Origin of the sequence: Gordonia aurantiaca (genome assembly GCF_039939235.1) — a bacterium.
Taxonomy (GTDB): Bacteria; Actinomycetota; Actinomycetes; order Mycobacteriales; family Mycobacteriaceae; genus Gordonia.
In genome coordinates this window covers 1-1,437 of the sequence record NZ_JBDUUF010000035.1, presented here as the reverse complement: position 1 = coordinate 1,437, position 1,437 = coordinate 1, and the positions used below count along the sequence as shown (strand labels likewise).

1 protein-coding gene is annotated in these 1,437 nt (G+C 62.9%); it reads right to left on the bottom strand.

The annotated features are described in order from the left end of the window. Positions 1-51: 51 nt before the first annotated feature. Positions 52-1,305 carry an IS256 family transposase gene (locus ABFT43_RS22620; protein WP_347962474.1) on the bottom strand — a complete coding sequence of 418 codons (1,254 nt, stop codon included), beginning with the start codon at positions 1,303-1,305 and terminating at the stop codon, positions 52-54. Positions 1,306-1,437: the final 132 nt, after the last annotated feature.

The following is a 1,437-nucleotide window of genomic DNA, read 5'->3' as shown; positions in this document are numbered from 1 at the left end:
GGTCAAGTCCCAGGTAGTGGTGTAACTCGTTTCTGATCCTTCGTCGGGCTTTCAGGCAGGCAGTTCGATCAGCGGGTCGGTAGTGGCCTCCGGTGTTGTGGTGGTGTCGGTGGTCAGGGTCAGTCGACATCGGTTGAGGACCTCGAGGCCGAGGTATCGGCGGCCTTCGGTCCACTCGTCGGTCTGCTCGGCCAGGACCGCGCCGATGAGTCGGATGATGGCGTCACGGTTGGGGAAGATACCCACAACGTCAGTGCGGCGGCGGATCTCGCGGTTGAGTCGTTCGGTGGGATTGTTGGACCAGATCTGTCGCCACACGTCATCGGGGAAGCCTGTGAAGGCCAACAGGTCCTCTCGAGCGTCACCGAGATGGTCAGCAACCTTGGGGAGTCTGCCTTCGGTGTATTCCAGGAGTCGGTCGAACTGCTCGTGCACGGCGGTGGCGGTGGGCTGGTCATAAACGCTGTGCAGCATCGCTTTGACCGCCGGCCACATGGACTTGGGGCACACCGCCATCAGGTTGGCCGCGTAGTGGGTACGGCACCGTTGCCACACGGCGCCGGGCAGGTTCGCCGCGATCGCCTCGACCAGTCCGGCGTGGGCATCAGAGGTCACCAGACGCACCCCGCCCAGCCCGCGGGCGACCAGATCGGCGAAGAAGGTGTTCCAGGAGGCTTTGGTTTCGCTGGTCGCTACTTGCATGCCCAACACCTCGCGGTGGCCATCGCCGTTGACACCGGTGGCCAGCAGGACAACGGCTTTGACGACCTGCTTGTTCTCGCGGACTTTGATCGTCAACGCATCGGCGGTGACGAAGGTGAACGGCCCGACCTCGTCGAGGCGACGATGGCGGAACGCTGTGACCTGTTCGTCGAGGTCGGTGGCCATGCGTGAGACCTGTGACTTCGACAGCGAGTCGATGCCGAGAGTTTTGACCAGCTTGTCCATCCGGCGGGTCGAGACTCCAGCGAGGTAGCAGTCGGCCACGACGGTGATCAGTGCTGACTCGGCCCGCTTGCGGCGTTCGAGGAGCCACTCGGGAAAGTAGCTGCCCGAACGTAGCTTGGGAATGGCGACGTCGACGGTGCCGACGCGGGTATCCAGTGGCCGGTGGCGGTAGCCGTTGCGGCGGTTGGTGCGCTCTGGTGTGCGTTGGTTCCATTCGGCTCCGCAGACCGCGTCGGCATCGGCCGATAGCAGCGCGTTGATCATGGTTTGCAGCAGTTCACGCATCAGATCTGGTGACGCGTCTGCGAGGGCTTGGCCAAGAAGGCCTGCAGGGTCGACAATATGGGGTGCGGTCATCGCGATGACTCCTCGAGGATTCTGTGGAAGGTTGACTCGAAGGATCACGCGGTGGCCGCTCTGCATCCGTTAACGACACGACGTCGATAACGAACTCGGCCACCGAGTTACACCACTCTATGGGGCACTACT